The organism is Pinisolibacter sp. DMC100, assembly GCF_056313705.1.
Window position 1 is genome coordinate 122,832 of sequence record NZ_JBQUZT010000001.1, and the last position, 26,292, is coordinate 149,123.

General features: G+C 69.3%; 25 protein-coding genes. 11 read left to right on the plus strand and 14 right to left on the minus strand.

Annotated elements, in window-relative coordinates:
- Positions 1-41: 41 nt before the first annotated feature.
- The 9 genes from ACT541_RS00605 to ACT541_RS00645 form a co-directional block, all read right to left on the minus strand.
- The gene (locus ACT541_RS00605; protein ID WP_476133453.1) at positions 42-923 is read right to left on the minus strand and encodes a 3-hydroxybutyryl-CoA dehydrogenase; all 882 of its coding nucleotides are present in this window, start codon (positions 921-923) and stop codon (positions 42-44) included.
- A gap of 266 nt (positions 924-1,189) precedes the next feature.
- Positions 1,190-2,134 carry an electron transfer flavoprotein subunit alpha/FixB family protein gene (locus tag ACT541_RS00610; RefSeq protein ID WP_476133455.1) on the minus strand — a complete coding sequence of 315 codons (945 nt, stop codon included), beginning with the start codon at positions 2,132-2,134 and terminating at the stop codon, positions 1,190-1,192.
- Between the two features lie 14 nt (positions 2,135-2,148).
- Positions 2,149-2,898: an electron transfer flavoprotein subunit beta/FixA family protein gene (locus ACT541_RS00615; RefSeq protein WP_476133456.1), complete on the minus strand. Its 750-nt coding sequence runs from the start codon at positions 2,896-2,898 to the stop codon at positions 2,149-2,151.
- A gap of 255 nt (positions 2,899-3,153) precedes the next feature.
- Positions 3,154-3,729, minus strand: a complete 576-nt coding sequence (locus ACT541_RS00620) for a cob(I)yrinic acid a,c-diamide adenosyltransferase (protein ID WP_476133457.1) — start codon at positions 3,727-3,729, stop codon at positions 3,154-3,156.
- 86 nt (positions 3,730-3,815) lie between these two features.
- On the minus strand, positions 3,816-4,004 hold the full coding sequence (locus ACT541_RS00625; RefSeq protein WP_476133459.1) for a twin transmembrane helix small protein: 189 nt from the start codon (positions 4,002-4,004) through the stop codon (positions 3,816-3,818).
- A gap of 5 nt (positions 4,005-4,009) precedes the next feature.
- Positions 4,010-4,858: an SDR family NAD(P)-dependent oxidoreductase gene (locus ACT541_RS00630; RefSeq protein ID WP_476133460.1), complete on the minus strand. Its 849-nt coding sequence runs from the start codon at positions 4,856-4,858 to the stop codon at positions 4,010-4,012.
- Positions 4,859-5,228: 370 nt separating this feature from the next.
- Positions 5,229-6,905: an acyl-CoA dehydrogenase family protein gene (locus ACT541_RS00635; protein WP_476133461.1), complete on the minus strand. Its 1,677-nt coding sequence runs from the start codon at positions 6,903-6,905 to the stop codon at positions 5,229-5,231.
- A 119-nt stretch (positions 6,906-7,024) separates the two neighbouring features.
- The gene (locus ACT541_RS00640) at positions 7,025-7,909 is read right to left on the minus strand and encodes a DMT family transporter (RefSeq protein WP_476133463.1); all 885 of its coding nucleotides are present in this window, start codon (positions 7,907-7,909) and stop codon (positions 7,025-7,027) included.
- A 118-nt stretch (positions 7,910-8,027) separates the two neighbouring features.
- Positions 8,028-8,987 (minus strand): tyrosine recombinase XerC, encoded by a 960-nt coding sequence (locus tag ACT541_RS00645; protein WP_476133464.1) that lies wholly within the window; start codon positions 8,985-8,987, stop codon positions 8,028-8,030.
- 334 nt (positions 8,988-9,321) lie between these two features.
- Here ACT541_RS00645 and ACT541_RS00650 point away from each other — a divergent pair, with 334 nt between their 5' ends.
- The 6 genes from ACT541_RS00650 (at position 9,322) to ACT541_RS00675 (ending at position 16,843) form a co-directional block, all read left to right on the plus strand.
- The gene (locus ACT541_RS00650) at positions 9,322-11,553 is read left to right on the plus strand and encodes a primosomal protein N' (protein ID WP_476133466.1); all 2,232 of its coding nucleotides are present in this window, start codon (positions 9,322-9,324) and stop codon (positions 11,551-11,553) included.
- 239 nt (positions 11,554-11,792) lie between these two features.
- Positions 11,793-12,356 (plus strand): F0F1 ATP synthase subunit delta, encoded by a 564-nt coding sequence (locus tag ACT541_RS00655; protein ID WP_476133467.1) that lies wholly within the window; start codon positions 11,793-11,795, stop codon positions 12,354-12,356.
- Entirely contained in the window at positions 12,356-13,885 is a 1,530-nt protein-coding gene (gene atpA / locus ACT541_RS00660) for a F0F1 ATP synthase subunit alpha (RefSeq protein ID WP_476133468.1), read from the plus strand. The genes ACT541_RS00655 and atpA overlap by 1 nt, the downstream gene beginning before the upstream one ends.
- A gap of 118 nt (positions 13,886-14,003) precedes the next feature.
- Positions 14,004-14,882 carry a F0F1 ATP synthase subunit gamma gene (locus ACT541_RS00665; RefSeq protein ID WP_476133470.1) on the plus strand — a complete coding sequence of 293 codons (879 nt, stop codon included), beginning with the start codon at positions 14,004-14,006 and terminating at the stop codon, positions 14,880-14,882.
- A gap of 23 nt (positions 14,883-14,905) precedes the next feature.
- Positions 14,906-16,345: a F0F1 ATP synthase subunit beta gene (gene atpD / locus ACT541_RS00670; protein ID WP_476133472.1), complete on the plus strand. Its 1,440-nt coding sequence runs from the start codon at positions 14,906-14,908 to the stop codon at positions 16,343-16,345.
- An 87-nt stretch (positions 16,346-16,432) separates the two neighbouring features.
- Positions 16,433-16,843, plus strand: a complete 411-nt coding sequence (locus ACT541_RS00675; protein WP_476133474.1) for a F0F1 ATP synthase subunit epsilon — start codon at positions 16,433-16,435, stop codon at positions 16,841-16,843.
- 104 nt (positions 16,844-16,947) lie between these two features.
- On the opposite strand, the gene ACT541_RS00680 is transcribed toward ACT541_RS00675, so the two are convergent.
- Together ACT541_RS00680 and ACT541_RS00685 are read right to left on the minus strand one after the other, a co-directional pair.
- On the minus strand, positions 16,948-17,466 hold the full coding sequence (locus tag ACT541_RS00680) for a hypothetical protein (RefSeq protein ID WP_476133476.1): 519 nt from the start codon (positions 17,464-17,466) through the stop codon (positions 16,948-16,950).
- 60 nt (positions 17,467-17,526) lie between these two features.
- Complete coding sequence (locus ACT541_RS00685; protein WP_476133478.1) at positions 17,527-18,036, minus strand: RNA pyrophosphohydrolase; 510 nt, start codon at positions 18,034-18,036, stop codon at positions 17,527-17,529.
- Between the two features lie 266 nt (positions 18,037-18,302).
- On the opposite strand from ACT541_RS00685, the gene rsfS reads away from it, so the two are divergent.
- From rsfS to ACT541_RS00710, 5 genes are all read left to right on the plus strand, one after another.
- Positions 18,303-18,677, plus strand: a complete 375-nt coding sequence (gene rsfS, locus ACT541_RS00690; protein WP_476133480.1) for a ribosome silencing factor — start codon at positions 18,303-18,305, stop codon at positions 18,675-18,677.
- A gap of 16 nt (positions 18,678-18,693) precedes the next feature.
- Positions 18,694-19,173: a 23S rRNA (pseudouridine(1915)-N(3))-methyltransferase RlmH gene (rlmH, locus tag ACT541_RS00695; protein WP_476133481.1), complete on the plus strand. Its 480-nt coding sequence runs from the start codon at positions 18,694-18,696 to the stop codon at positions 19,171-19,173.
- Between the two features lie 103 nt (positions 19,174-19,276).
- Complete coding sequence (locus ACT541_RS00700) at positions 19,277-20,563, plus strand: murein hydrolase activator EnvC family protein (RefSeq protein WP_476133483.1); 1,287 nt, start codon at positions 19,277-19,279, stop codon at positions 20,561-20,563.
- Positions 20,560-21,906 (plus strand): S41 family peptidase, encoded by a 1,347-nt coding sequence (locus ACT541_RS00705; RefSeq protein WP_476133485.1) that lies wholly within the window; start codon positions 20,560-20,562, stop codon positions 21,904-21,906. The genes ACT541_RS00700 and ACT541_RS00705 overlap by 4 nt, the downstream gene beginning before the upstream one ends.
- Before the next feature lie 133 nt (positions 21,907-22,039).
- Complete coding sequence (locus ACT541_RS00710) at positions 22,040-23,194, plus strand: divergent polysaccharide deacetylase family protein (protein ID WP_476133486.1); 1,155 nt, start codon at positions 22,040-22,042, stop codon at positions 23,192-23,194.
- Between the two features lie 3 nt (positions 23,195-23,197).
- Here ACT541_RS00710 and ACT541_RS00715 read toward each other — a convergent pair whose 3' ends face one another.
- The 3 genes from ACT541_RS00715 to proB form a co-directional block, all read right to left on the minus strand.
- On the minus strand, positions 23,198-23,767 hold the full coding sequence (locus ACT541_RS00715; protein WP_476135993.1) for a nicotinate-nucleotide adenylyltransferase: 570 nt from the start codon (positions 23,765-23,767) through the stop codon (positions 23,198-23,200).
- Between the two features lie 83 nt (positions 23,768-23,850).
- Entirely contained in the window at positions 23,851-25,125 is a 1,275-nt protein-coding gene (locus ACT541_RS00720; protein ID WP_476133487.1) for a glutamate-5-semialdehyde dehydrogenase, read from the minus strand.
- Complete coding sequence (gene proB, locus ACT541_RS00725) at positions 25,125-26,246, minus strand: glutamate 5-kinase (protein WP_476133488.1); 1,122 nt, start codon at positions 26,244-26,246, stop codon at positions 25,125-25,127. The genes ACT541_RS00720 and proB overlap by 1 nt, the downstream gene beginning before the upstream one ends.
- Positions 26,247-26,292 lie beyond the last annotated feature (46 nt).

Genomic DNA, 26,292 nt, shown 5'->3' on the forward strand with positions numbered 1-26,292 from the left:
GGTCCGGACGCGTCGGTCGTGGTCTGCCGAGCGGGGTTCGCTCAGCGGGTCGGAACGGGCTTCTCGCCGCGATAGTCGTAGAAGCCGCGCTGGGTCTTGCGACCGAGCCAACCGGCCTCGACGTACTTCACCAAGAGCGGGCACGGACGGTACTTGCTGTCCGCCAGACCCTCGTAGAGCACCTGCATGATCGACAGGCAGGTGTCGAGGCCGATGAAGTCGGCGAGCTGCAGCGGGCCCATCGGGTGATTGGCACCGAGCCGCATGGCGGTGTCGATGGCGTCGACCGAACCCACGCCCTCGTAGAGCGTGTAGATCGCCTCGTTGATCATCGGCAGCAGGATGCGGTTGACGATGAAGGCCGGGAAGTCCTCGGCCACCGTCGAGATCTTGCCGAGGCGCAGGACGAAGGCCTTGCAGAGATCGAAGGTGTGGTCGTCGGTGGCGATGCCGCGGACCAGCTCGACGAGCTGCATCACCGGCACCGGGTTCATGAAGTGGACGCCGACGAACTTCTCCGGCCGATCGGTCGTGGCGGCGAGCCGCGTGATCGAGATCGACGAGGTGTTGGTGGCGAGCAGCGCCTCCGGCTTCAGGACCGGGCAGAGCTGCTGGAAGATCTTGCGCTTGACCTGCTCGTTCTCCGTCGCCGCCTCGATGACGAGGTCGCAGTCGGAGAGCGCGTCGAGGTTCTCGGCGGCCTGGATGCGGGCGAGCGCGGCGACGCGATCGGCCTCCGGAAGCGTGCCCTTGTTGACCTGACGGGTCATGTTGCCGTTGATCGTCGCCAATCCGAGCTGGATCCGCTCCGTCGACATGTCGTTGAGGGAAACGTCATATCCGGCGATCGAGCAGACATGCGCGATCCCGTTTCCCATCTGACCGGCGCCGATCACGCCGACCCGCTTGATTTCGAACCCCATGACGGCCTCGGTCTTCTCATGACGCGGGGCGACAGGCACCGCGTTCGTCCCGCGAGGAACACGAGCGCACTCTAGGCTCGTGCCGTCTCTTCCGCAATGCAGCAGGGCACCGGCGGCAGAGACCCGTGGCCGAACGCGGTCGCTCGTCCACGAAAAGATGCGCTCGCCCGTCGGAACGGGCGAGCGCATATTCGATTGGTCCGCGGCGGACGGCAAGTCGTCTCTCGTCGTCCTATGGTCGGACGAGAGGTACGCACCTCAGTGCGTCACTTGCCGCGCTTGGCCAACTCCGCCGCCAGCTCCGGCAGGGCCTGGAAGATGTCGGCGACGAGGCCGTAGTCGGCGACCTGGAAGATCGGCGCCTCTTCGTCCTTGTTGATCGCGACGATCACCTTCGAGTCCTTCATGCCGGCGAGGTGCTGGATCGCACCGGAGATGCCGCAGGCGATGTAGAGCTCGGGGGCGACGACCTTGCCGGTCTGGCCGACCTGCCAGTCGTTCGGCGCGTAGCCGGCATCGACCGCGGCGCGCGACGCACCGATCGCGGCGCCGAGCTTGTCGGCGACCGGCTCGATGTAGGTGCCGAAGTTCTCGCGGTTGGCGATGGCGCGGCCGCCCGAGACGATGATCTTGGCCGAAGTCAGCTCCGGACGGTCGGACTTCGACAGTTCTTCGCCGACGAAGGACGACAGCGACGGATCGGCCGGGACCGTGGCCGCCTCGATCGCCGCGGCGCCGCCCTTGGCCGTGGCCTGGAACGACGCGGTGCGGACGGTGATCACCTTCTTGGCGTCGGACGACTTCACCACCTGGATGGCGTTGCCGGCATAGATCGGACGCTCGAACGTGTCGGCGGCGACCACCTTGGTGATCTCGGAGATCTGCGACACGTCGAGGAGGGCGGCGACGCGCGGCAGCACGTTCTTCGCCGTCGTCGTCGCCGCGGCGACGATCGCGTCGTAGGGACCGGCGAGGGCGACGATCAGCGCCGCCATCGGCTCGGCCAGCTGATGGTCGAGATGGGCGGCTTCGGCCGTGAGGACCTTGGCGACGCCCGAGAGGGTCGCGGCCTCCGCGGCGATCGCGCCGACGCTGCTGCCGGCGACCAGCACGTGCACGTCGCCACCGATCTGGGCGGCGGCGGTGAGCGCCTTGGCGGTCGCGTCCTTGAGGGAGACGCCGTCGTGTTCGGCGATCAGGAGAACGGTCATGGTTCGGATCCCTCTCAGATGACGCCGGCTTCGTCGGCGAGCTTGGCGACGAGTTCGGCGACCGAACCCACCTTGACGCCGGCCTTGCGGGCGGCGGGCTCGCGCGTCTCGAGGACGGCGAGGCGCGGCGTGACGTCGACGCCGTAGTCGGCGGGCGTCTTCTCGTCGATCGGCTTCTTCTTCGCCTTCATGATGTTGGGCAGCGAGGCGTAGCGCGGCTCGTTGAGGCGCAGGTCGGTCGTGACGATCGCCGGCATCTTGAGCGACACGGTCTGCAGACCGCCGTCGACTTCACGGGTCACCGCGACGGTGTCGCCGGAAACCTCGACCTTCGAGGCGAAGGTGCCCTGGGCGAGGCCGGTCAGCGCCGCCAGCATCTGGCCGGTGGCGTTGGTGTCGTCGTCGATCGCCTGCTTGCCGAGGATGACGAGGCCGGGCTGTTCGGCCGCGACGATGCCCTTGAGGATCTTGGCGACGGCGAGCGGCTCGACGGCGCCCTCGGCCTTGACCAGGATGCCGCGGTCGGCGCCCATGGCGAGACCGGTGCGCAGCGTCTCCGACGCCTGCGCCGGACCGATCGAGACCACGACGATCTCGGTGGCGATGCCCTTCTCCTTCAGGCGGATCGCCTCTTCGACGGCGATCTCGTCGAAGGGGTTCATCGACATCTTGACGTTGGCGAGATCGACGCCCGAACCGTCCGGCTTGACCCGGATCTTCACGTTGTAGTCGACCACCCGCTTCACGGGCACGAGAATCTTCATGGGGCGAGCCTCCGGCGCCGGCTTCCGACCGACCGTCTGGTGGATCATACGAACCGATTGGTTGTGCAGCGCACACCGATCGGCGAGGATGCAAAAAGTGGGCGGGACGCTAACTGCGCCGACCAACCTTGTCAATGCGCCGAGTGTACGATTGCGGTAGACTATTGACGTACTGTGCGAGCCCGGAATTCCGGGCGCGATCGGGTGTCGGCGAGGCCTCGTCCGCAGCGAGGTGCGGCGTCCGCGTCGCGAACTTCAGCGGTTGCCGCCCGGCACCCACAGCACGTCGGCGCGGCCGCGGTCGTTGACCCAGCGCGCCGCGACGAAGAAGAAATCCGACAGTCTGTTCGCATAAGCGATGGCGGGCTTGCCGACGGCGCCCTCCTCCGCCTCGGTCAGTGCGACCATCAGCCGCTCGGCCCGCCGCGACACGGTGCGCGCGAGATGGAGATGCGCCGCCGCCGGCGATCCGCCGGGCAGCACGAAGGACTTCAGCGGTTCGAGATCGGCGTTGAGCCGGTCGATCTCCGCCTCCAGCCGTTCGACCTGCGCGGCGACGACGCGCAGCGGCTCCCACTTGGTCTCGGCCTCGGGCGGCGTGGCGAGATCGGCGCCGAGATCGAAGAGATCGTTCTGGATGCGGGCGAGCATGGCGTCGAGCTCCGGCTCGGCGGCGGTGTGCAGCCGCGCCATGCCGACGACCGAGTTGGTCTCGTCGACCGTGCCGTAGGCCTCGATCCTCAGATGCGACTTGGGCAGCCGCTCGCCGGTGACGAGGCTCGTGGTGCCGTCGTCGCCCTTGCGGGTATAGATCCGATTGAGAACGACCATCTCCGCCTCCGCGCGCGCCAGAGCCAAGGGATATGGCGAGATTCTCCCCGTCCGTCCATGCCGCTTTCGGCCCGAAACGCCGAACCTCAGCCGCGCGACCAGATCAGGCCGAAGAGCGCGACCAGCGCCAGCGCCTGCAGCACGATGCGCGCCCGCTGCAGCATCTGCGAGCGTCGCGGCGAGCCGGCCCGCGCCAGATTGGTCAGGCCGAGGGCCAGCACGATCAGCACACCGGCGAGCGAGAGGGCGAGCAGCACGGCGAACAGGGTCGTCATCGATCTCACTCCCGGTCGGAAAGCCGCCCCGCCAATCGCGACAGGGCGGTGTCGGAGAGAAGCCGCCGGAGCCATCCCATCACCACCGTCGGCACGGTGATCGCCTGGGAGGCACGCGGGCGTTCGCTCGTCAGCGCTTCGACCAGTTTGTCGACGACCGCGTCCGGCTGCAACTTGAAGCGCGACGCCCCGCCGCGGCGGAGCCGTTCGAGCCGCCGGCGATAGACCTCGGCATGGACCGAGCCGGCGATGTCGATGTTGCGTTCGAAGGCCTCGATCGCATGGGCGACGAAGCGGGTGGCGATCGGCCCCGGCCGGAGCGTCACCACCTCGATGCCCGAACCGCGCAGTTCCATCCGCAGCACGTCGGTCAGCCCTTCGAGCGCGAACTTCGAGGCGACATAGGCGCCGCGATACTTCATGCCGACGATGCCGAGCACCGACGAGCACTGGACGATCCGCCCGCGCCCCGCCGCCCGCATCGCCGGGATCAGCCGCCGGGCGAGATCGTGCCAGCCGAAGAAATTGACCTCGAACTGGGCGCGCAGCACCGCCGGCGTCAGGTCCTCGACCGCGCCGAGCTGGCCGTAGGCGCCGTTGTTGAAGAGCGCCTCGATCCGCCCGCCGGTCTCCGCCAGCACCAGATCGGCGCAGGCGGCGATCGAGGCCGGATCGGAGAGTTCGAGGAACACCGGCCGCACGCCGGAGATCGCCCCGAGCGCCGCCAGATCGTCGGCCCGCCGCGCCGTGGCGAAGACCCGCCAACCCTCGCCCGCCAGGCGCTCGACGGCGGCCCGGCCGATGCCCGACGAGGCGCCGGTGATCAGGATGCTGCGGGGGAAACCATCGGTCATCGCTCTCGCTCCGAAGCAACGCGCGGTGTCGGACACGCCGAAGTTCTAGACGCGAATGCACGAAAACGAAAACCGGTCGACTGTGTCGACCGGTTCCCGTGAGCTTCGATGACCGTGTGTGCCCCTTGGATGACAGGTTGCTCGCCGGAAATCAACGGAAACAAAGAAAGACGGTTAACTTGCGTTGCCGTAGCGTAAGCAATACCGGCTCTCTTCATCGCGAGGCACGACAAAAAAAGGCCGGCCGAAACGTGTTCGGCCGGCAATGTCGTCGAGTCGGCGTCGAGAGATCCCCTGAACTCCCGACCCGCTCATCTTGGCAGGTCGACGGCTGCGGCCAATCCCTGAAAAATCAGGGTGGCCGCGGCAATCAGTTGCCGCCGTCGAGCAGACGACGGGCGATGACCTGCGCCTGGATCTCGCCGGCACCCTCGAAGATGTTGAGGATGCGGGCGTCGCACAGCACGCGGCTGACCGGATATTCCAGCGCGAAGCCGTTGCCGCCGTGGATCTGCAGCGCGTTGTCCGCCGCCGCCCAGGCGACGCGGGCCCCGAGCAGCTTGGCCATGCCGGCCTCGAGATCGCAGCGCTGGTCCTGATCCTTGCGGCGCGCGGCGAAATAGGTGAGCTGACGCGCCACCATGATCTCCACCGCCATCATGGCGAGCTTGTCGGCGACGCGCGGGAAGTGGATCAGCGCCTTGCCGAACTGCACGCGTTCCTGGGCGTAGCGGAGCCCCAGATCGAGCGCCGACTGGGCGACGCCGATGGCGCGCGCCGCGGTCTGGATGCGGGCACTCTCGAAGGTCTGCATCAGCTGCTTGAAGCCCTGCCCCTCGACGCCGCCGAGGAGGTTCGCCGCCGGCACCTTGAAGCCGTCGAAGGCGATCTCGTATTCCTTCATGCCGCGATAGCCGAGCACTTCGATCTCGCCGCCCGACATGCCCTCGGCCGGGAACGGGATCGCATCGTCGCCGCGCGGCTTGGGCGCCAGCAGCATCGACAGGCCCTTCCAGCCCGGCTCGTCCGGGTTGGTGCGCACCAGCAGCGTCATCAGATCGGCGCGGACCGGATGGGTGATCCAGGTCTTGTTGCCGTTGACGACGTAGTCGTCGCCCTGACGCACGGCACGGGTGCGGAGCGAGCCGAGGTCCGAACCGGTGTTCGGCTCGGTGAAGACGGCGGTCGGCAGGATCTCGCCCGAGGCGAGCTTCGGCAGCCATTCCTGCTTCTGCTCCTCGGTCCCGCCGCACAGGATCAGCTCGGCGGCGATCTCGGACCGGGTGCCGAGCGAGCCGACGCCGATATAGGCGCGCGACAGCTCTTCGGAGACGACGCACATCGATTCCTTGCCGAGGCCGAGGCCGCCGTATTCCTCCGGGATGGTCAGGCCGAAGACGCCCATTTCCGCCATCTGCTGGATCAGCGCGAGCGGGATGTACTCGTTCTTCAGATGCCACTCGTGGGCAAAGGGCAGCACCGCGTCGACGGCGAGCTTGCGCATCTCGTCGCGGAACTGGTTGAGCGTCTCGTCGAGGCCGAGCTCGCCGAAGGAGCCGGCGCCCTCGAGCCGCGTCATGGCGGCGACCAGCGCGGCGCGCACCGCCGGCGTGTTGCCGTGGGCGATCAGCGTCTCGACCGCCGGCACGCGGGCGGCCGCGGCGGTCTCGGGCGAAACGCCCATGTCGGCGAGGCGGACGAACTCGCCCTGGTTCATCGGGATGCCGCCGAAGACCTGGGCCAGATATTCGCCGAAGGCGATCGAGACGATGTCGCGCTCGATCTCGCCGAACTGACCGGCCGCCGTCAGGCGCTCGGAATAGTCGACCATCTCGCGAAGGCTCTCGACGTAGGTCGCGAGCCAGGCGAGGCCGTGGGTGGCGCGCTGCTCGAGATCGACCAGCGCCGCGCTGACCTTGCCGTCCTTCACCACCTTCGCCCGCACGGCGTCCCGCGCCGCGGCATAGAGCCCGTCGAGAGCCGTGACGGCCTCGCGACCGAGGGCGATCAGGTCCAAATCGATTCGACCGTTGGAGGCGGCGGCCATGTCAGTGCTCCCCATGTCCCGATCTCACGGAAGGCGCGGATCGGATCGTTTCGTGTTGTGCAGTGCGAAAGAAGCCGAAAGACGCGTCGCTTGCAATGCGCCGAAAGGCGAGATCGGCGCTATCGCCGGTCGGCGAGCACGACGCCGAGGACGGTGACGCCGATGCCGGCGATCTGAACGAGGCTCAGCGTTTCGCCGAAGAGCAGCCAGGCCTCGGTGACGGCGGCGGGCGGCACCAGATAGATGAAGGCCGCGGCGCGCGACACCTCGCCGCAGCGGATGAGATGCAGCAGCAGCCAGATCGCCCCGATCGACAGGCCGAGCACCGACCACGCCAGCGTCGCCGCCGAGCGCCAGTTGAGGTCGAAACGCATCGGCTCGAGCAGGAAGGCGGCGACCACCATCACCACCAGCGCGCCGACATATTGCAGCGTCGCCACCGCAAGCAGATGGCCGCCGGTCACCCGGCGCTTCTGGTAGAAGGTGCCGAGCGTCACCGCCAGCATCGCCGCGACGTTGACGCCGATCGGGACTGCGACCTGCGCCAGCGCCTCCGGCGTCAGGCCGAGGAGCTTGGGCGAGACGACGATGGCGATGCCGACGAAGCCGACGAGGAAGCCGGCCGCACGCTTCACCCCGATCTTCTCCCCGGCGAGCATCGGCGCGAGCGACGCCGTCATCAGCGGCTGCAGCGCGGCGATCACCGCCGACAGCCCCGCCGGCACGCCGTGGGCGATCGCCCACCACACGCCGCCGAGATAGAGCGCGTGGATCAGCACGCCCGAACCCATGGCATGGAGGATCGCCCGCGGCTCGCGCGGATAGGGCGCCCGCATCGCCACGGTGATCGGCACCAGCACGGCGATGGCGGCGACGAAGCGGACGACGAGGAAGGTCAGGGGATCGCCGTCCATCGCGGCGTATTTCCCCATGATCCAACCGGTCGACCAGATGGCGACGAAGAGCAGCGGCGCCGCCGTCAGCAGCGCGGAACGGCGCGCCATCAGTCCCTCCCCGGCGGTCGCGTATCCTTGTTTGGCCGGCAGGGTCGCATGCGCCCGCCCACGGCGGAACCCCGTTCCGCGATTTGTTCGCAAGGATCGGAACGGCGTGCCGGCGCCCTCAGGCGCGCGGATGGGTCTTGACCCAGACGTCGAGCAGCCGGGCGGCGTCGACCTCGGTGTAGATCTGCGTCGTCGACAGCGAGGCGTGGCCGAGCAGTTCCTGGATGGTGCGCAGATCGCCACCGGCCCCGAGCAGATGGGTGGCGAAGGCATGGCGCAGGGCATGCGGCGTGGCGCTGTCGTCGAGACCGAGGACGCCGCGCATCCGCTCCATCGCGAGCTGGATGATCCGTGGCGACAGCGGCCCGCCCTTCACCCCGCGGAACAGCGGTTCGTCGGGGGGAAGATGCAACGGGCAGAGCCGCAGATAGTCGTCGATTCTGGCCACGACCGCCGGCAGCACCGGGACGATCCGCGTCTTGCCGCCCTTGCCGGTGATCCGGAGCGCCCGCGTTTCGGCCGTCGGCGCCTCGGCCCGCGTCAGCCCCAGCGCCTCGGAGATGCGCAGGCCGCAGCCGTAGAGCAGCGCGAAGACCGCCGCGTCGCGCGCCGCCACCCAGGGCTCCTCGGCGAGGCTCTCGCCGGCGTCGGCAAGCCGGAGCCCAGCCGAGGCCGTCACCGGATGCGGCAGCGATCGACCGGCCTTCGGCGCACGGACCGCGCGATAGGGCGCCGCATTGAGCCCCTCGCGGCGCTCGAGGAAGCGGGCGAGCGAGCGGATGCCGGCGAGATTGCGCCCGAGCGTCCGCGCCCCGGCCTTGGCGCCGGTGCGGCGGCGGGCGAGGAAGGCACGCAGGTCGGCGGGGCGGAGTTCGGAGAGCGCTGCGATGGTCGGCGGCGACCCGCGATGCTCGGTCAGGAACCGCAGGAACTGCTCGACGTCGCGCTCGTAGGCCTCGACCGTCTCGGGCGAGGCCCGCCGTTCGGCCGCGAGATGCCGACGCCACCGCTCCAGCGCCGCGACGAGGTCGGGGGCGGCCAGGATCAGGATCTCGGGCGGACGGGCGGGCGCGTTCATCGGGGCTCCGGGGTGTGGCCGCGATGATCGCGCCGGCGTGGTTAAGGAAGCATGGCGGGGCGGCGCGTGGTGGTCGAGTGCGCGATGCTTCGAGACGGGCTGCCATCGGCAGCCCTCCTCAGCATGAGGCGTTTTTCATATTCGACACAAATACATGGGCCTCATGCTGAGGAGGGCGCCCGTGGGCGCCCGTCTCGAAGCATCGCGCACCACCCCTGTCGCAAACCCGATCGTGCGCCGCTCGTCCGCCAGCAACGCCGAAGCCCAACCGGCCGGACTCGCCCCCGCCCCCGCCCCCGCCTATCTTCCCCGGACCACCCGAGCTCCGATTCGCATGGCCTCACCCGTCGACGACCTCTTTGCCGGTTCCGATCCGCGCCCCGTCCCGACGGGTCCGCGCGTCGTGCCCGTGGTCGTGCCGGTCGCCCTCGACGTCGCCTATTCCTATCGGGTGCCGCGCGATCTCGACGTCGTCCCCGGCTCGATCGTCGAGGTGCCGCTCGGCCCCCGCAAGGTGCTCGGCGTCGTCTGGGACGAGGAGCCGGGCTCCGGCCTGCGCGCCGGCGACAATCGCCTCCGGGAGATCGAACGCACCTTCGACTGCCCGCCCGTCTCGACCGGCCTGCGCCGCTTCGTCGAGCGCCTCTCCCGCTACTATCTGATGCCGCGCGGCATGGTCCTGCGCATGGTTCTGCGCGCGCCGGAAGCCCTCGAGCCCGAGGCGCCGATCCGCGGCGTCCGCCTCGCAGGCCCGCGCCCCGAGCGCATGACGGCGGCCCGTGCCCGCGTCCTCGCCGTGCTCGAAGACGACTTCGCCTGGTCGCGCACCGGGCTCGCGGCCTCGGCCGGTGTCTCGGCCTCGGTGGTCGACGGGCTGATCGCCCAAGGAACCCTCGAAGAGGTCTGGCTGCCGCCCGGCCGCGCCCCCGCCGAACCCGATCCCGACCACGCCGGCAAGGCGCTCGGCGCCGACCAGAAGGCGGCGGCGGAAGAGCTGGTCGAAGGCGTGGTGGAAGGGCATTTCCGCGTCGATCTCCTCGACGGCGTCACCGGCTCGGGCAAGACCGAGGTCTATTTCGAGGCCGTCGCCGAGGTCGCACGTCGTGGCCGTCAGGCGCTGGTGCTGCTGCCCGAGATCGCGCTGACGGCGGAATTCCTCGACCGCTTCGCCGAGCGCTTCGGCGTCCGCCCGGCCGAATGGCATTCGGAAGTCCCGCCCAAGACCCGCGCCCGGGTCTGGCGCGGGGTCGCGACCGGCGAGGTCCGCGTCGTCGTCGGCGCCCGCTCATCGCTCTTCCTGCCCTTCGCCGACCTCGGCCTGATCGTCGTCGACGAGGAACACGACGGCGCCTACAAGCAGGAGGACGGCGTCGTCTACAACGCCCGCGACATGGCGGTGCTCAGGGGCCGCATCGACGACTTCCCCGTCATTCTCGCCTCCGCCACGCCGTCGCTCGAGACCTGGGTCAACGCCGAGCAGGGCCGCTATCGTCGCCATGTCCTGCCGACCCGCGCCGGCGCCGGCCGCCTGCCGGAGATCCGCACCCTCGATCTGCGTGTCCACCGCCCCGAAGCCGGCCGCTTCCTCGCCGCCCCCCTGGTCTCGGCGATCCGCGACACGATCGCCGGCGGGCGACAGGCCCTGCTCTTCCTCAACCGCCGCGGCTACGCGCCGCTGACGCTCTGCCGGTCCTGCGGTCACCGCTTCGAATGCCCGAACTGTTCGGCCTGGCTGGTCGAGCACCGCTTTCGCGGCCAGCTGATGTGCCACCACTGCGGCCATTCGGTGCGCCGGCCCGACGCCTGTCCCGACTGCGGCGAGGTCGACGGGCTCGTCGCCGTCGGCCCCGGCATCGAACGCATCGCCGAGGAAGTGGCGGTGCTCTTTCCCGACGTCCGCCGTCTCGTTCTTTCGTCCGACATGCCGGGTGGCAACCTGCGCATGAAGGCCGAACTCGCCGCCTTCGCCGAAGGTGCCGCCGATCTGGTGGTCGGCACCCAGATTCTCGCCAAGGGCCACAACTTCCCCCTGCTCGATCTGGTCGGCGTGGTCGATGCCGACCTCGGCCTCGCCCACGGCGATCTCCGCGCCGCGGAGAAGACCTTCCAGCTCGTCCAGCAGGTGACCGGCCGCGCCGGCCGCATGAGCGGCGGGGCACGCGCCTTCCTCCAGACCCGCGCGCCCGACCACCCGGTGCTCAGGGCGATCGTCTCGGGCGACCGCGACGGCTTCTACGAGCGCGAAAGCGAGGAACGCCGCCGCGCCGGCATGCCGCCCTACGGCCGCCTCGCCGGCATCGTCGTCTCGGCCGAGGCGCGAGAACCGGCCTTCGCCCATGCCCGTGCCATGGCCGCCTGCGCCCCCCGGGACGGCGACGCGATGGTCCTCGGACCGGCGGAAGCCCCGATCGCCGTGGTGCGCGGCCGCCATCGTTTCCGCCTGCTGATGCGCACCGATCGGGCGACCGACATCCAGGCGAAGCTGCGCGAATGGATGGCGCGCTGTCCTCCCGTCCGCGGCGACCTGCGCGTGCAGATCGACGTCGACCCGCAGAGCTTCCTCTGAGCCGCGGGTGGAAAGCGCGCTCGCAGGGGCACGACGAGCGCCCCGGTAGCCGTCTTAGACTTTCGGAAAAGCCGCCGGTCGCCTTGTTGCGCAGGCCGGTTCGCTATGCTAGGACACCCCCGTCTTCGAAGGAAAAGTGCTTACAAGGCCTTGTCCGATCGAAATAATCCAAGGATTTCAAGGGCGTCCGGAGCGACATTCGCGTCGAACGCCCGAATTGGCGTGGGGGTTCCAGACCGGTGGCAGAGACGACTTCGATCGTATCCGGCGTGGCTCGGCGCTATGCGAGCGCGCTCTTCGAAGTGGCCCTGGAAGGCGGCGCGATCGACGCCGTCGGCAAGGATCTCGAGACCTTCGGCGCCGCGCTCGCCGAAAGCGACGATCTCCGCCGCCTGGTGGGCTCCCCGGTCTTCTCCGCCGAGGAACAGAGCCGCGCGATCGGCGCGGTGCTCGCCAAGCTCGGCATCGGCGGCTTCGCCGCCAACTTCATCGGCCTGGCGGCGCGCAACCGCCGGCTGTTCGTCCTTCCCGGCATGATCGAGGCGTATCGCCAGCTGGTCGCGGCTCACCGCGGCGAGCAGGTGGCCGAAGTCACGTCGGCTCAGGCTCTCAACGAGGACCAGATCGCCTCGCTCAAGTCGGCCCTCTCGGGTGTCGGCGACAGCAAGGAAATCCGGATCGTCCCGAAGGTGGATCCCTCGATCATCGGCGGCCTCATCGTCAAGGTGGGCTCCCGCATGATCGACACCTCGCTCAAGACGAAACTCACTTCTCTCAAGGTCGCACTGAAAGAGGTCCGCTGATGGATATTCGGGCAGCGGAAATTTCCGCAATCCTCAAGGAGCAGATCAAGAACTTCGGCCAGGAAGCCGAAGTTTCGGAGGTCGGCCAGGTTCTGTCCGTCGGCGACGGCATCGCGCGTGTGCATGGCCTCGACAAGGTCCAGGCCGGCGAGATGGTCGAGTTCGCCAACGGCACCCGCGGCATGGCGCTCAACCTCGAGGTCGACAACGTCGGCATCGTCATCTTCGGCTCCGACCGTGAGATCAAGGAAGGCGACGTCGTCAAGCGCACGGGTTCCATCGTGGACGTGCCGGTCGGCAAGGCCCTTCTCGGCCGCGTCGTCGACGCCCTCGGCAACCCGATCGACGGCAAGGGCCCGATCGACACCACCGAGCGTCGCCGCGTCGACGTCAAGGCGCCGGGCATCATCCCGCGCAAGTCGGTGCACGAGCCGATGTCGACCGGCCTCAAGGCCGTCGACGCGCTGATCCCGATCGGCCGCGGCCAGCGCGAGCTGATCATCGGCGACCGTCAGACCGGCAAGACCGCGATCGCGCTCGACACCATCCTGAACCAGAAGCCGATCAACGCCACGGGCGACGAGAGCCAGAAGCTCTACTGCGTCTACGTCGCGATCGGTCAGAAGCGTTCGACCGTCGCCCAGTTCGTGAAGGTCCTCGAGGAGCAGGGTGCTCTCGAGTACTCGATCGTCGTGGCCGCCACCGCCTCCGACGCCGCGCCGATGCAGTTCATCGCGCCCTTCGCCGGCTGCGCCATGGGCGAGTACTTCCGCGACAACGGCATGCACGCCGTCATCATCTACGACGACCTTTCCAAGCAGGCCGTCGCCTACCGTCAGATGTCGCTCCTCCTGCGCCGTCCGCCGGGCCGCGAAGCCTATCCGGGCGACGTGTTCTATCTGCATTCCCGCCTGCTCGAGCGCGCGGCGAAGCTGAACAAGGACAATGGTCTCGGCTCGCTCACCGCTCTGCCGGTGATCGAGACCCAGGCGAACGACGTGTCCGCCTACATCCCGACCAACGTGATCTCGATCACCGACGGTCAGATCTTCCTCGAGACCGATCTGTTCTACCAGGGCATCCGCCCGGCGGTGAACGTCGGCCTCTCGGTCTCCCGCGTCGGTTCGTCGGCGCAGGTCAAGGCGATGAAGCAGGTCGCCGGCAAGATCAAGGGCGAGCTCGCGCAGTACCGCGAAATGGCGGCCTTCGCGCAGTTCGGCTCCGACCTCGACGCCGTGACCCAGCGTCTGCTCAATCGTGGCGCTCGCCTCACCGAGCTCCTCAAGCAGCCGCAGTTCTCGCCGCTCAAGACCGAAGAGCAGGTCTGCGTGATCTACGCCGGCATCAACGGCTACCTGGACGCGATCCCGGTCGCCTCCGTCGGCGCCTACGAGCAGGGCCTCCTGCGTCACCTTCGCTCCGAGCATGCCGCGCTTCTCGACGGCATCCGCGAGAAGAAGGAACTGACGGCCGAACTCGGCGCTTCGCTGAAGTCCGTCGTCGAGGCCTACACCAAGTCCTTCGCCTGATCGGCGGAACGACCTGGAAACCCGTCGGCCTACGGGGCGCGCACGACATGTGCGCCCCGGGTCGACGACGAGAGAGCCGGGCGTGCCCGGTTCCCACGCTCGAGGATAGGACGGCCCGATGCCGAGCTTGAAGGATCTCAGAAATCGCATCGCCTCGGTCAAGGCGACGCAGAAGATCACGAAGGCCATGCAGATGGTGGCTGCGGCGAAGCTGCGGCGTGCCCAGCAGGCGGCCGAATCCGCGCGGCCCTTCGCCGAACGGATGACCGGCGTGCTCGCCAATCTGGCCGGCGCCTTCGACGGTCGCCCCGATGCCCCGGCGCTGCTGGCCGGCACCGGTCGCGACGACGTGCAGCTGCTCGTGGTGTGCACCGCCGAGCGCGGCCTGTGCGGCGCCTTCAACTCGTCGATCGCCCGTCTGGCGCGCGACACCGCCAATCGCCTGATCGGCGAGGGCAAGACGGTCAAGATCCTCTGCGTCGGCCGCAAGGGCGCCGATGCCCTGCGCCGCACCTTCGCCGACAAGATCGTCGAGGTGATCGAGTTCAAGGGCGTCAAGCAGCTCGGTTACGACCATGCCGACGGCGTCGGCAAGAAGGTCCTGGCGATGTACGAGGCGGGCGAATTCGACGTCGCCACCCTGTTCTATTCGCGCTTCAAGTCGGTGATCCAGCAGATCCCGACCGCCCAGCAGCTGGTTCCGGCCGAGATCTCGGCCGAGGCGAAGCAGGCGGCGACGGGCGCGGTCTACGAATGCGAGCCGAGCGAGGAGGAGATCCTGGCGGAGCTCCTGCCGCGCAACGTCTCGACGCAGATCTTCCGGGCGCTGCTCGAGAACGCCGCGTCGGAACAGGGCTCGCGCATGTCGGCCATGGACAACGCGACGCGCAACGCCGGTGAAATGATCAAGAAGCTGACGACGACCTACAACCGGTCGCGTCAGGCCATGATCACCAAGGAACTCATCGAAATCATCTCGGGCGCCGAAGCGGTCTGAGCACTTATTCAGAGGACAAAACGATGGCTGACAACAAGATCGGTCGTATTCGTCAGGTGATGGGTGCCGTCATCGACGTTCAGTTCGACGACCACCTTCCGGCGATCCTGAACGCGCTCGAGACCACCAACAACGGTTCCCGTCTGGTGCTCGAAGTCGCGCAGCATCTGGGCGAGAACACCGTCCGCACGATCGCCATGGACTCGTCCGAGGGCCTCGCCCGCGGCCAGGAAGTGGTCGACACCGGCCTGCCGATCGCCGTTCCGGTCGGCGAGGGCACGCTGGGCCGCATCATAAACGTCATCGGCGAGCCGGTCGACGAGCTCGGCGCGGTCGACGCCGTCGAGCGTCGTCCGATCCATGCGCCCGCTCCGACCTTCGCCGAACAGTCGACGGAAGCCGAGATCCTGGTCACCGGCATCAAGGTCGTCGACCTCCTGGCTCCCTACTCGAAGGGCGGCAAGATCGGCCTCTTCGGCGGCGCCGGCGTCGGCAAGACCGTTCTGATCATGGAGCTCATCAACAACGTCGCCAAGGCGCACGGCGGTTACTCCGTCTTCGCCGGCGTCGGTGAGCGCACCCGCGAGGGCAACGACCTCTATCACGAGATGATCGAGTCCCGCGTGAACGTCGACCCGAAGGAGAACAACGGTTCTGCCGCCGGTTCGAAGTGCGCCCTGGTCTACGGCCAGATGAACGAGCCCCCGGGCGCCCGCGCCCGCGTCGCGCTCACCGGTCTGACCGTCGCCGAGTACTTCCGCGACCAGGGTCAGGACGTGCTGTTCTTCGTCGACAACATCTTCCGCTTCACCCAGGCGGGTTCGGAAGTGTCGGCGCTGCTCGGCCGTATCCCGTCGGCGGTGGGCTATCAGCCGACGCTCGCCACCGAGATGGGCGCCCTGCAGGAGCGCATCACCACCACCAACACCGGTTCGATCACCTCGGTGCAGGCCATCTACGTGCCCGCCGACGACCTGACCGACCCGGCGCCGGCCGCCTCCTTCGCCCATCTGGACGCCACGACCGTTCTGTCGCGTTCGATCGCCGAAAAGGGCATCTACCCGGCGGTGGATCCGCTCGACTCGACCTCGCGCATCCTGTCGCCGCTGGTCATCGGCGAGGAGCATTACGGCGTCGCCCGTAAGGTCCAGGCGATCCTCCAGCGCTACAAGGCGCTGCAGGACATCATCGCGATCCTGGGCATGGACGAGCTGTCGGAAGAGGACAAGATCTCGGTCGCCCGCGCCCGCAAGATCGAGCGCTTCCTGTCGCAGCCCTTCCACGTCGCCGAAGTCTTCACCGGTTCGCCGGGCAAGCTCGTCGACCTGAAGGACACCATCCGCGGCTTCAAGGGTCTGTGCGACGGCGACTACGATCACCTCCCGGAGGCCGCCTTCTACATGGTCGGCACCATCGAAGAGGCGATCGAGAAGGCCAAGAAGCTCGCCGCCGAGGCGGCCTGATCGAAGACCGGTTCGGCCGGGCTCGCGCCCGGCCGCCACTCCGATGAAGAACGGGCCCCGCGCGCGGGGCCGTGACACGAGGCGAACATGGCCGAACCCTTCAAGTTCGAACTGGTCTCTCCGGCGCGTCTGGTCCTCTCCGAGGACGTCGCGCAGGTGATGGTCCCCGGCGCCGACGGCGACTTCACCATGCTGAAGGGCCATTCGCCGTTCATGACCACCCTGCGTCCGGGCGTCGTCGAATCGACCTCGCCGGCGGGCAAGGTCACCCGGATCTTCGTGCGCGGCGGCTTCGCCGACGCCTCGCCGGCCGGTCTCACCATCCTCGCCGAGCAGGCGATCGCGGTGGAAGACCTCAAGGCCGACGTGATCGCCAAGGAGATCAAGGACGCCGAGGAAGACCTCGCCGACGCCAAGTCGCCCGAGGCCAAGCGTGTCGCGCAGCAGAAGCTCGACCAGCTCAAGGCGGTTCTCTCCGCCGCGCCGACCGCCCACTGAGGCGTCCCGCCGATCTCGGCGAATCGAACAGCAAAGAGGCCCCGATCGCCGATCGGGGCCTCTTTCGTTTCATGATTCCGTCGTCGGGGAGAAGCGCTCGTCCCTCAGCCGAGCGCGATGTCGGGGCGGACCGCGGCGATCGCCGCGGCCGAACGACGCATCGCCTCCTCGCTGGCGAAGTCGCCGATCTCGATCGCCGAGCCGTCGCGGGCGTCGATCAGGAAGAGATGCCACAGGCTGCCGCCGATCACGTCCTCGCGCAGCGCGCCGAGCGTGCCGCAGTCCTCGTAGGAGAGATGCCGGCTGATGCCGGTGCCGAAGCGGGTGCGCAGCTCCTCGACCACGCTCGCCGAGGCGCCGTGGAAGGAGACCACCCGCTCGATGCCCGACAGCGCCGCCGTGACGCCGGCCGAGCCGAGCGCGATCGACAGACCGCAGCCGAACCAGACGAAGGCGTCGGGGAAGAGATCGAGACCCGGCCGCGCCAGCACGATCACCGACACCGCGGCGGTCAGCAGTGCGCCCGACAGCGTGCCGACGGCCCCGCGCCAGGCGCCGTCGACCGGCTGCGCGAAGCCGATGGATCCCTTGTCCTGCATGACCGTCGTATGCGCCTCGACCATGGCCTTCCCCCGTCGCGTGGTGTTCGGAGGGAAGTGTCGTCGAACATGGTCAACGAAGGCTTAAGCGCTCGCCGCGTAGGGCGCGAAGGCTTCCGCGACGCGGTCGTAGACCGGCTTCTTGAAGGGGATGATCAGGCTCGGCAGATTGGCCAGCGGCTCCCAGCGCCATTCGGCGAACTCGCGCTCGCCGGCCGGCGGGTTGGCGATGTCGATCTCGGTCTCGTCGCCGTCGAAGCGGAAGGCGAACCACTTCTGGGTCTGGCCGCGCCACTTGAAGCGCCAGCGCTCGCCGACGACGGAACGCGGAATGTCGTAGGTGTACCAGTCGGGTGCCTCGGCGATCAGCGTGGCGGAGCGCACGTTGGTCTCCTCCCACAGCTCGCGCTTGGCCGCCTCGAACGGGTCCTCGCCCGGATCGATGCCGCCCTGCGGCATCTGCCACTCGTGACCGGGGGCGACGTGCTCGACCAGCCCCTCGTTGGCGCGCCGGCCGATCCAGACGAGACCGACGCGGTTGATCAGGCAGATACCGACGCAGGGACGATAGGGAAGGCTCTCGAAGTCGGTCACGTCACGGCTCCCGGATTGTTGCGCCGAGGAGACTTAGCCCATCCCTCGTGCCTCGTCACCGCCCGCGCCGGCGCTTCTTCCTTGAAATGGCGGGCCGCACGGTTCAATGTCGAACGGCCGGGTGGTTCATCCGGTCGGTTCATGGCAACTCGGAGTGAATGAGAGTCCGTTCTCGATACCCCAGCGCTGCCCCGAGCCGCACTCGAGAGGAGGTCACTCACCTGCCTGCCCAACAGACCCGCGAAGCCCTGGCCGCTTCGATCCCGATGGCCGCGAAGACCGCTGCCGACCGTTCCTGGCCCAGCGCCGAGGTGATCGCCGAAGCGGCGAAGAAGAGCCTCGACGACAGCAAGGCCGAAGACATCGTCGTCCTCGACATCGCCGAGAAGTCCTCGCTCGCCGACCGTATGGTCGTCGCGTCGGGCCGCTCGCATCGTCACGTCGGCGCCATCGCCGACCGTCTCATCGAAGATCTCGAGAAGATCGGCGTCGAGAACCTGCGCGTCGAAGGCCTGCCCCACTGCGACTGGGTGCTGGTCGACGCCGGCGACGTGCTGATCAACCTCTTCCGTCCCGAGGTGCGCGGTTTCTACGCCCTCGAGAAGATGTGGTCGGCCGACGCGCCCGCGCCGCGTCGCTGATCCGGAGGGGGTCCCCTTGCGCGTGACCATCGCGGCGGTCGGCCGGATGAAGGCCGGCCCCGAGCGGGATCTGCTCGACCGCTATCTCGACCGCGCCGGCAAACAGGGCCGGCCGCTCGGCATCACGCGCGTCGAGGTCCGCGAGATCGGCGAATCGCGGGCCGCCCGCCCCGACGACCGCAAGGCCGAGGAGGCCGCCCTCCTCCTCGAACCGCTCGCCGACGACGCCTTCGTCGTCGTCCTCGACGAGACCGGAACGACCATGACGTCGGAAGCCTTCGCCGACCTCGTCGCCGCGCGCCTGCGCGACGGCCGCGATCTCGCCGTGCTGATCGGCGGACCCGACGGCCACGGTCCCGCCGCCCGCGGCCGCGCCGATCTGAAGCTCGCCTTCGGCGCCATGACCTGGCCGCACCAGATCGTCCGCATCCTCGCGGCCGAACAGATCTACCGCGCCGCCACCATCCTCGCCGGCCACCCCTATCACCGCGCCTGAGCTGCCGCGGGAACGGCACGCTCGACCACACGAAGGCGTTGCGGCCCTCCCGCCGAGAGACGACCATCGGCGAGACGCGAATCGCCGCGAAAGCCCGAGATCGATGCGCCAGACCGCCGCCCCTTCAGCGCCTCGCGACGCCCGCCGCCTCCGCGCGGCGGCGCTGGCGCTGCTCGTGGCGACGGGAGCGGCGCTCTTCGCCGGCCCGGCCGACGCTCAGCCCGACGCACCACCCACCCCGGCATCGGTCGCGTCCGATCCCGACCGTCGCGCCGCCCTGCGCACCGAACTCGACGCCGTGCTGCACGACATCGCGCTGGGCAAGGAGCGCCAGGCCGCCATCCTCGCCGAGATCGAGACGCTGGCCCGCGATCGCGGGCGCCTCGCCCAGGAACTCGTCCGCCTCGCCGACCGACTGCGCGAGGCCGAAGGCCGGCTCGCGGTGACGGAAAGGCGCATCGGCGATCTCGAGCGAGACCTCGGCCGCGCCCGCAAGGCCTTCGAGGGACGCCGCGCCGTGCTCGCCGACGTGCTCGCCGCCCTCCAGCGGATGAGCCGCAAGCCGCCACCGGCGATCGTCGTGCGGCCTTCCGACGCGCTCGCCGCCGTCCGTTCCGCCATCCTCGTCGGCGCCGTCCTGCCGGAACTGCGCGATCAGGCCGACGCGCTCCTCGCCGACCTTCAGGCGATCGAGGGGCTGGAGAAGAGCGCCGCCACCGAGCGCGACCGCTTCCGCGCCGAGGGCGAGGATCTCGTCGCCGAACGCCGCCGCGTCGAACTTCTGGTCGCCGAGCGCCGCAAGGCCGAGGCCGAGCGCGAGGCGGGCCTCGACGCGGAGCGCAGAAAGATCGAGGAACTCGCCGCCAAGGCCGGATCGCTCAAGGATCTCGTCGCCACGCTCGATGCCGCGCAGGCGAAGCCGAAGCCCGGCGACCGCGCCGCCGGCGCCGATCTCGGCGAGGCGCGCGGCCGTCTGCCGCTGCCGATCGTCGGCGAGACGGTCCTGCGTTTCGGCGAGACCGACACCGCCGGCATGGCCGCCAAGGGCATTTCGATCGCGGCGCGGGCGGGCACCGCGGTCACGTCTCCGTGTGACGGCACCGTTCTCTTCGCCGGCACCTTCCGATCCTACGGCAAACTCTTGATCATCAACGGCGGCGGCGGGTATCATGTCGTTCTTGCCGGAATGGAACGGATCGACGTGGAGATCGGGCAAACCGTGCTGGCCGGCGAACCGGTCGGACTGATGGGCGCCCGCCCTCAGATGGTGACGGGCGCCGGGTCTGCCACGGAAAAGCCGATCCTCTATGTCGAATTCAGAAAAGACGGTACGTCCATAGACCCCTCGCCCTGGTGGGCTCGGGCGCGTGACGAAAAGGTTCGCGGATGATGCGCAAAGTTTCGCTGGTGATGCTCGGTGTCCTGCTCGGATCCGCCTCGATGCTCGGGTTCGGCGAGGTCCGGCGGTTCCTGGCGGGCGACGCCGTCGCCGCCGCCTCGGCCGACACCTATCGGCAGCTCAATCTCTTCGGCGACGTGTTCGAGCGCATCCGCTCGGACTACGTCGAGCAGCCCGACGATTCGAAGCTGGTGGAGAGCGCCATCAACGGCATGCTCACCTCGCTCGATCCGCACTCGAGCTACATGTCGGCGAAGTCCTTCAAGGACATGCAGGTGCAGACCCGCGGCGAGTTCGGCGGCCTCGGCATCGAGGTGACGATGGAGGACGGCCTGGTCAAGGTCGTCGCGCCGATCGACGAGACCCCGGCGGCGCGCGCCGGCGTGCGCGCCGGCGACATCATCACCCAGCTCGACGGCGACGAGGTCAAGGGCCTCAGCCTCAACCAGGCGGTCGACAAGATGCGCGGCCCGGTCAACGCGCCGATCGTGCTGACGATCAAGCGCGAGGGCGTCGCCGAGCCGCTGCAGATCAAGATCGTCCGCGACACCATCCGCATCAAGTCGGTGCGCTCGCGCGAAGAGGGCGGCGACGTCGGCTATCTGCGCATCACGCAGTTCAACGAACAGACCTTCGACGGCCTCAAGGACTCGATCGACAGGATCAAGAAGGACATCCCGTCCGACAAGCTGAAGGGCTACGTCCTCGATCTGCGCAACAACCCCGGCGGCCTGCTCGATCAGGCGATTTCGGTCTCCGACGCCTTCCTCGAGAAGGGCGAGATCGTCTCCACCCGCGGCCGCAACGCCGAGGAGAGCCAGCGCTACAACGCCCGTGGCGGCGATCTGACCGACCACAAGCCGGTCGTGATCCTGGTCAACGGCGGTTCGGCCTCGGCCTCCGAGATCGTCGCCGGCGCCCTGCAGGACCACAAGCGGGCGACCGTCGTCGGCACCCGCTCCTTCGGCAAGGGTTCGGTCCAGACCATCATCCCGCTCGGCCAGAACGGCGCCATCCGCCTGACGACCGCGCGCTACTACACGCCGTCGGGTCGTTCGATCCAGGCCAAGGGCATCGAGCCGGACATCGAGATCCTGCAGGACACGCCCGAGGATCTGAAGGGCAAGGACGACACCAAGGGCGAGGCGAGCCTCAAGGGCCACCTCAAGAACCCGAACGACGGCACCGCCACCGACGAGAAGACCGGTTCGCAGGCCTACGTGCCGCCGGAAGCCAAGGACGACAAGGCGCTGAACTACGCCTACGACCTGCTGCGCGGCATCAAGGTCAACGCCGCCTTCCCGCCGAACCCCAAGGCCGCCGTGCCGAATTGATCGGACGTGACGTCTCGGGCAGGGCCGCCGAATATGTGTTCGGCGGCCCTGCTGATTCGCGGGGCCCCCTGCGATCCGGCATGCGGCGCTCGGGATCGTCGACGAGGCACTGGAAACCTGGGAGAGAGCGGCCATGGCCGGCGATCTCGACGCCCCTCTCGGACTGACGAGGCCGCGTCCCTTCTGGACGCGCATCCCCTTCGGGGCGGCCGGGCTCGGCATCATCGGGCTGGTCGCCGCCTCGCTCGGCGTCTGGGCGGTCTTCGTGCGCGACCCGCGCGGCGGCGAGCCGCAGGCCGTGGTCAAGCTCGACCGGTCCAAGACCGGCATCGCCAAGAACGACGTCGCCGTCGCCGACGGAAGGCCCGAAGCCCCCGACGCCGCCAAACCGGGCGAACCGGCGGTGAGCGAACTCGCCCCCGCGACCGACAAGGGCCTCGTCCCCGTGCCGCCGCGCCGCGTGCCCGAGGCGACCGAGGGCCAGCCGCTGTCGACCCAACCGATCGCCCGCGTCTCGGAGAAGACCCGCTGGGGTGTCCTGCCCCGCATCGCCACCGACGGCACCCGCCCGCTCGACGTCTATGCCCGCCCCGCCCCGAAACGGCCCCAGGCGACACCACGCATCGCCCTGGTGGTCGGCGGCCTCGGCATTTCGCAGACCTCGACGCAGGAGGCCCTGCGCGTGCTCGGTCCCGACGTCACGCTCGCCTTCGCCCCCTACGGCGCCAGCCTCGAGCGCTGGATGCAGAAGGCCCGCGGCGACGGCCACGAGCTGCTGCTGCAGATCCCGATGGAGCCCTTCGACTATCCCGACAACGATCCCGGCCCGCAGACGCTGATCGCCTCTTCCCCAACAGAGGCCAACACGGATCGGCTGATGACGCTGCTCGGGCGGCTGACCAACTACGTCGGCGTCGTCAACTACATGGGCGCCCGCTACACCGCCGACCCGACCGCGCTCGGCGCGACGCTCGCCGAGCTGACCGGTCGTGGCCTGATGTATCTCGACGACGGCTCGTCGTCGCGCTCGCTCGCCGAGCCCGTCGCCCGCACCGCCCGCACGCCCTTCGTCAAGACCGACGTGGTGATCGACGAAGTCGCCCGCGACGACGCCATCCGCGCCCGGCTGACCCAACTCGAACAGATCGCCCGCACCAAGGGTGTGGCCATCGGCACGGCCTCCGCCCTGCCGATCTCGCTGCGCAATCTCGAGGGCTGGACCAAGTCGTTGGAGAGCCGCGGTCTGGTGCTGGTGCCGGTGTCCTCGCTCGCCGGCGGGGCGAACTGAGGCTCAGACCCCGACGCCGCGGCGCCTGAGATCGGTCGAGGACAGCGCGTTGCGCGGTCCCTCGAGGAAGACCCAGGCCGGCGCCGGGCGGTTCGCCAGCGCCGACGCGCGACCCTCCGCGATCCGCGCCCCCGCGAGCGTCCGCGCCGCCGGCGACGACAGCACCGCCATCGTCGCCTCGGGGCGGTCGACGATCGCCATCGGCACCGTGGACGCGATCCGCCGCCACGCCTGCCAGCGGTGGAAGCCGGCGAGATTGTCCGCCCCCATCACCCAGACGAAACGCACGCCCGGCCGCGTCGCCGCCAACCGTTCGACCGTCTTCCAGGTGTAGGGCGAACCGAAGGCCGCCTCGAAACCGGTGACGACGATGCGCGGATCGTCCACCAGCCGCCGCGCCGCCGCGATTCGCGCCGCGAGCGTCGGCAGGCCGGCCTTCTCCTTCAGCGGATTGCCGGGCGTCACCAGAACCCACAGCCGATCGAGGCGAAGGCGGCGCAGCGCCGTCTCGGCGACGTGGACGTGCCCCCCGTGCGGCGGGTTGAACGACCCGCCGAAGAGGCCGATGCGCATGCCGGGAAAGGACGGCGGCACGACGAGATCGCCGCGCGCCGGAGCGCCCGCTCGATCCACCCGAGGGTCCGCCGCGCCGTCCATCACACCGGCCGCGTCTGGCCGTTGCCGCGAACGCGATAGTTGAAGGAGACGAGCTGGTCGACACCGACCGGCCCGCGCGCATGCATCTTGCCGGTGGCGATGCCGATCTCCGCGCCCATGCCGAACTCGCCGCCGTCGGCGAACTGGGTCGAGGCGTTCCACAGCAGGATCGCCGAATCGATTTCCGACAGGAACCGTTCGGCGGTCGCCGCATCGTCGGTGACGATCGCCTCGGTGTGGTGCGAGCCGTAGGTCTCGATGTGGGCGATCGCCCCGTCCACCCCGTCGACCAGAGCGACGGAGATGATCGCGTCGAGATATTCGGTCGACCAGTCCGCTTCGGTCGCGGGAACCGCATCCGGCACCAGCGCCAGCACCTCGGCCGAGGCGCGGATCTCGCAGCCCTTCGCGCGCAGGCCGGCGACGATCGGGGCGAGATGGGTCGTGGCACAGGCACGATCGACCAGCAGCGTCTCGGCCGCACCGCAGATGCCGGTACGCCGCATCTTGGCGTTGGCGACGATCGCGATCGCCATGTCGAGATCGGCCGCCCTGTCGACGTAGACGTGGCAGATGCCTTCCAGATGCGAGAAGACCGGCACCCGGGCCTCCGTCTGGACGCGCGCGACGAGGCTCTTGCCGCCGCGCGGCACGATCACGTCGATCGCGCCCGAAAGGCCGGTGAGCATCGCCCCGACCGCGGCACGGTCGGGCGTCGGCACCAGCTGCACCGCATCTTGCGGCAGGCCCGCCGAAGCGAGGCCGCGCCGCAGCGCCGCCACGATGACGCTCGACGAGCGCAGCGCGTCGGAGCCGCCGCGCAGGATCGCCGCATTGCCGGCCTTGAGGCACAGCGCGCCGGCATCCGCCGTCACGTTGGGACGGCTCTCGTAGATGATGCCGATGACGCCGAGCGGCGTCGCCACCCGCTCGATCTTCAGCCCGTTCGGCCGCTCCCAGGCGGAGAGCACCCGGCCGACCGGATCGGGCAGGGCCGCGATGTCCTCGAGGCCCTGGGCCATCGCCTCGATGCGGGCGGGGTTCAGGATCAGCCGGTCGACGAAGGAGCCGGAGAGGCCCTTGGCGCGACCTTCCGTCACGTCCTTGTCGTTTTCGGCGATGATCTCGGCCGTCGCCTCGCGGATCTCGGCCGCCATCGCACGAAGGGCCGCGTCCTTGGCGGCGGTCGGCGCCAGGGCGAGACCGCGGGCCGCGGCGCGCGCCCGCCGGCCGATCTCTTTCATCAGCGCATCGACGTCGTTCACGTCCGCCATCACTCGCCCCTCATCACCAGATGGTCGCGGTGGATCATCTCCGTCCGCCCGGTATAGCCGAGAATGTCTTCCACTTCATGGGATTTGCGGCCGAGGATGGCCTCGGCGTCGGCCGCGTCGAAGGCGACGAGACCGCGGCCCAGCTCCTCGCCGGTCGGCCCGACCACCCGCACGGTGTCGCCGCGGGCGAAGGCGCCCTCGACCCGCGTGCAGCCGGCCGGCAGCAGGCTCTTGCCCGAACGCAGTGCCCGCACCGCGCCCGCATCGATCACGATCGTGCCGTGATCGTCGAGCGACCCGGCGATCCACTTCTTGCGCGCCGTCACCGGATCGGCCGAGGGCTCGAACCAGGTGGCGCGTTCGCCGGCAGTGATCGCCGAGAGCGGGCTCATCCGCTTGCCCAGCGTGATGACCATGGCGGTGCCGCCGTCGGTGGCGATCTTGCCGGCGTCGATCTTGGTCTTCATGCCGCCGCGCGACAGTTCCGAGCCCGCGCCGCCGGCCATCGCCTCGATCTCGGGCGTGATGCGCTCGACCACCGGAATGTGCGCGGCGCTCGGGTCCTGCGCCGGCGGGGCGGTGTAGAGCCCGTCGATGTCGGAGAGCAGCACCAGACAGTCGGCGCCGACCATGGTGGCGACGCGCGCCGCCAGCCGGTCGTTGTCGCCGTAGCGGATCTCGGTGGTCGCCACCGTGTCGTTCTCGTTGATGATCGGCACGGCATGCGCCTCGAGCAGGGTCCCGAGCGTCGCGCGCGCATTGAGATAGCGTCGGCGGTCCTCGGTGTCGTCGAGGGTGAGCAGGATCTGCGCCGCGATGAAGCCGTGGCCGCCGAGGATCTCGGAATAGGCCCGCGCCAGTGCGATCTGGCCGACGGAGGCCGCCGCCTGGCTCTGTTCCAGCGCCAGGGGTCGCCGCGGCAGGCCGAGCCGCCCGCGCCCGAGCGCGATGGCGCCGGAGGAGACGAGCAGCACTTCGCAGCCGGCCTTCATCAGCCGCGCCACGTCCGCCGCGAGGCTCTCGAGCCAGGCCCAGTGGATGTCCCCGGTCGCCTTGTCGACGAGCAGGGCGGAGCCGATCTTCACGACGATGCGGCGATAATCTTCCAGACGACGGTTCATGATGGGCAAACCCCGGAATCCACGCGCCGCTGTCGCGGCGGGATCG

What these genes read in the sequence shown, in the direction of transcription:
- atpA (WP_476133468.1), top strand. Translation starts at nt 12,356, where the DNA reads ATGGATATTCGGGCAGCGGAAATTTCCGCAATCCTCAAGGAGCAGATC.
- ACT541_RS00700 (WP_476133483.1), top strand. Translation starts at nt 19,277, where the DNA reads ATGCGCCAGACCGCCGCCCCTTCAGCGCCTCGCGACGCCCGCCGCCTC.
- ACT541_RS00715 (WP_476135993.1), bottom strand. Translation starts at nt 23,767, where the DNA reads ATGCGCATCGGCCTCTTCGGCGGGTCGTTCAACCCGCCGCACGGGGGG.
- proB (WP_476133488.1), bottom strand. Translation starts at nt 26,246, where the DNA reads ATGAACCGTCGTCTGGAAGATTATCGCCGCATCGTCGTGAAGATCGGC.
- ACT541_RS00630 (WP_476133460.1), bottom strand. Translation starts at nt 4,858, where the DNA reads ATGACCGATGGTTTCCCCCGCAGCATCCTGATCACCGGCGCCTCGTCG.
- ACT541_RS00625 (WP_476133459.1), bottom strand. Translation starts at nt 4,004, where the DNA reads ATGACGACCCTGTTCGCCGTGCTGCTCGCCCTCTCGCTCGCCGGTGTG.
- ACT541_RS00665 (WP_476133470.1), top strand. Translation starts at nt 14,004, where the DNA reads ATGCCGAGCTTGAAGGATCTCAGAAATCGCATCGCCTCGGTCAAGGCG.
- atpD (WP_476133472.1), top strand. Translation starts at nt 14,906, where the DNA reads ATGGCTGACAACAAGATCGGTCGTATTCGTCAGGTGATGGGTGCCGTC.
- ACT541_RS00610 (WP_476133455.1), bottom strand. Translation starts at nt 2,134, where the DNA reads ATGACCGTTCTCCTGATCGCCGAACACGACGGCGTCTCCCTCAAGGAC.
- ACT541_RS00705 (WP_476133485.1), top strand. Translation starts at nt 20,560, where the DNA reads ATGATGCGCAAAGTTTCGCTGGTGATGCTCGGTGTCCTGCTCGGATCC.
- ACT541_RS00720 (WP_476133487.1), bottom strand. Translation starts at nt 25,125, where the DNA reads ATGGCGGACGTGAACGACGTCGATGCGCTGATGAAAGAGATCGGCCGG.
- ACT541_RS00680 (WP_476133476.1), bottom strand. Translation starts at nt 17,466, where the DNA reads ATGGTCGAGGCGCATACGACGGTCATGCAGGACAAGGGATCCATCGGC.
- ACT541_RS00635 (WP_476133461.1), bottom strand. Translation starts at nt 6,905, where the DNA reads ATGGCCGCCGCCTCCAACGGTCGAATCGATTTGGACCTGATCGCCCTC.
- ACT541_RS00645 (WP_476133464.1), bottom strand. Translation starts at nt 8,987, where the DNA reads ATGAACGCGCCCGCCCGTCCGCCCGAGATCCTGATCCTGGCCGCCCCC.
- ACT541_RS00650 (WP_476133466.1), top strand. Translation starts at nt 9,322, where the DNA reads ATGGCCTCACCCGTCGACGACCTCTTTGCCGGTTCCGATCCGCGCCCC.
- ACT541_RS00640 (WP_476133463.1), bottom strand. Translation starts at nt 7,909, where the DNA reads ATGGCGCGCCGTTCCGCGCTGCTGACGGCGGCGCCGCTGCTCTTCGTC.
- ACT541_RS00615 (WP_476133456.1), bottom strand. Translation starts at nt 2,898, where the DNA reads ATGAAGATTCTCGTGCCCGTGAAGCGGGTGGTCGACTACAACGTGAAG.
- rsfS (WP_476133480.1), top strand. Translation starts at nt 18,303, where the DNA reads ATGGCCGCGAAGACCGCTGCCGACCGTTCCTGGCCCAGCGCCGAGGTG.
- ACT541_RS00710 (WP_476133486.1), top strand. Translation starts at nt 22,040, where the DNA reads ATGGCCGGCGATCTCGACGCCCCTCTCGGACTGACGAGGCCGCGTCCC.
- ACT541_RS00620 (WP_476133457.1), bottom strand. Translation starts at nt 3,729, where the DNA reads ATGGTCGTTCTCAATCGGATCTATACCCGCAAGGGCGACGACGGCACC.
- ACT541_RS00605 (WP_476133453.1), bottom strand. Translation starts at nt 923, where the DNA reads ATGGGGTTCGAAATCAAGCGGGTCGGCGTGATCGGCGCCGGTCAGATG.
- ACT541_RS00675 (WP_476133474.1), top strand. Translation starts at nt 16,433, where the DNA reads ATGGCCGAACCCTTCAAGTTCGAACTGGTCTCTCCGGCGCGTCTGGTC.